The sequence below is a fragment of the Ruegeria sp. L11 genome (assembly GCF_056531755.1).
In genome coordinates this window covers 1-1,920 of record NZ_JBQFMI010000046.1, presented here as the reverse complement: position 1 = coordinate 1,920, position 1,920 = coordinate 1, and the positions used below count along the sequence as shown (strand labels likewise).

The window sequence follows — 1,920 nt, the reverse complement described above, 5'->3', positions numbered from 1 at the left end:
AACACCCCTATGAAGATGACGACGGAAGAGGCCTTTGTTAAGGTTTTGCAGATGCATGGTATTGAACATGCGTTTGGGATCATTGGCTCTGCGATGATGCCGATTTCGGATCTGTTTCCGAAGGCTGGGATCATGTTCTGGGACTGTGCGCATGAGGGCAGTGCGGGGATGATGGCGGATGGCTACACCCGGGCGACCGGCAAGATGTCGATGATGATCGCGCAGAACGGCCCGGGCATCACCAACTTTGTGACCGCCGTCAAGACCGCCTACTGGAACCACACCCCGCTTCTGCTGGTGACCCCGCAGGCGGCCAACAAGACGATCGGTCAGGGGGGCTTTCAGGAAGTCGAGCAGATGAAGCTGTTCGAGGACATGGTCGCCTATCAGGAAGAGGTCCGCGACCCGACCCGCGTCTGCGAGGTTCTGAACCGTGTGATCATGCAGGCCAAGCGCGCCAGCGCCCCGGCCCAGCTGAACATCCCGCGCGACATGTGGACCCAGGTTGTCGATATCGACCTGCCCGCCATTGTCGAGTTCGAGCGCCCCTCGGGTGGCGAAAGCGCCGTGGCCCAGGCGGCCGAGCTGCTGTCGAACGCCAGAAACCCTGTCATTCTGAACGGCGCCGGTGTGGTTCTGGCCGAAGGCGGCATCGAGGCGTCGAAAGCGCTGGCCGAGCGTCTGGATGCGCCGGTCTGCGTCGGCTACCAGCACAATGACGCCTTCCCGGGCAGCCACCCGCTGTTTGCCGGTCCGCTGGGCTATAACGGTTCGAAAGCGGGGATGGAGCTGATCAGCGAGGCGGATGTTGTCCTGTGCCTCGGCACCCGTCTGAACCCGTTCTCGACCCTGCCGGGCTATGGCATCAACTACTGGCCCGCGGATGCCAAGATCATCCAGGTCGACATTAACCCCGACCGTATCGGCCTGACCAAAGCGGTCAGCGTCGGCATCATCGGCGACGCTGCCAAGGTTGCAAAGGGTATTCTGGCCCAGCTGAGCGACACCGCCGGTGACGAAGGCCGCAAGGAGCGCAAAGAGCGCATCGCGCAGAAGAAATCGGCCTGGGCGCAGGAACTGACCTCGATGACCCACGAGGATGACGATCCGGGCACCACCTGGAACCAGCGCGCCCGCGCGGCCAAGCCCGACTGGATGAGCCCGCGCATGGCGTGGCGCGCCATTCAGGCGGCGCTGCCGAAAGAGGCGATCATCAGCTCGGACATCGGCAACAACTGCGCCATCGGCAACGCATATCCGTCGTTTGAAGAGGGTCGCAAATACCTGGCGCCGGGCCTGTTCGGCCCCTGCGGCTATGGCCTGCCCGCCGTTGTCGGTGCCAAGATCGGCTGCCCGGATGTTCCGGTTGTGGGCTTTGCCGGTGACGGCGCCTTTGGCATCGCGGTGAACGAGTTGACCGCGATTGGCCGCGAGGAATGGCCCGCCGTGACCCAGATCGTGTTCCGCAACTACCAGTGGGGCGCGGAAAAGCGCAACTCGACCCTGTGGTTCGACGACAACTTCGTGGGCACCGAGCTGGACACCAAGGTGTCTTATGCCGGTATCGCGCAGGCCTGTGGCCTGAAAGGCGTTGTCGCCCGCACCCAGGACGAGCTGACCGCGGCGCTGAACCAGGCGATCGAGGACCAGAAGAACGGCATCACCACGCTGATCGAGGCCCTGATCAACCAGGAGCTTGGCGAGCCTTTCCGCCGCGACGCGATGAAAAAACCCGTCGCAGTCGCCGGCATCAGCGCCGATGACATGAAAGCGCAGGGCGCTTAACCCCAGGACGAGGCCGGAGCACATGACCCTGACACCCGTCGAGCTGTTGCGGCAAAACGCTCCGGCCACCCGTCCCATAATCGCCCTCAGCGAAGGCAACGACCCCCGCATCACAAAAGGGGCCATCAACGCGCA

General features: G+C 63.4%; 1 protein-coding gene. It reads left to right on the top strand.

Features of this window, described 5'->3' with window-relative positions; translation table 11 throughout:
* Nucleotides 1-9: 9 nt before the first annotated feature.
* The gene (xsc, locus tag ACR0CE_RS20475) at nt 10-1,785 is read left to right on the top strand and encodes a sulfoacetaldehyde acetyltransferase (RefSeq protein WP_209599474.1); all 1,776 of its coding nucleotides are present in this window, start codon (nt 10-12) and stop codon (nt 1,783-1,785) included.
* Nucleotides 1,786-1,920 lie beyond the last annotated feature (135 nt).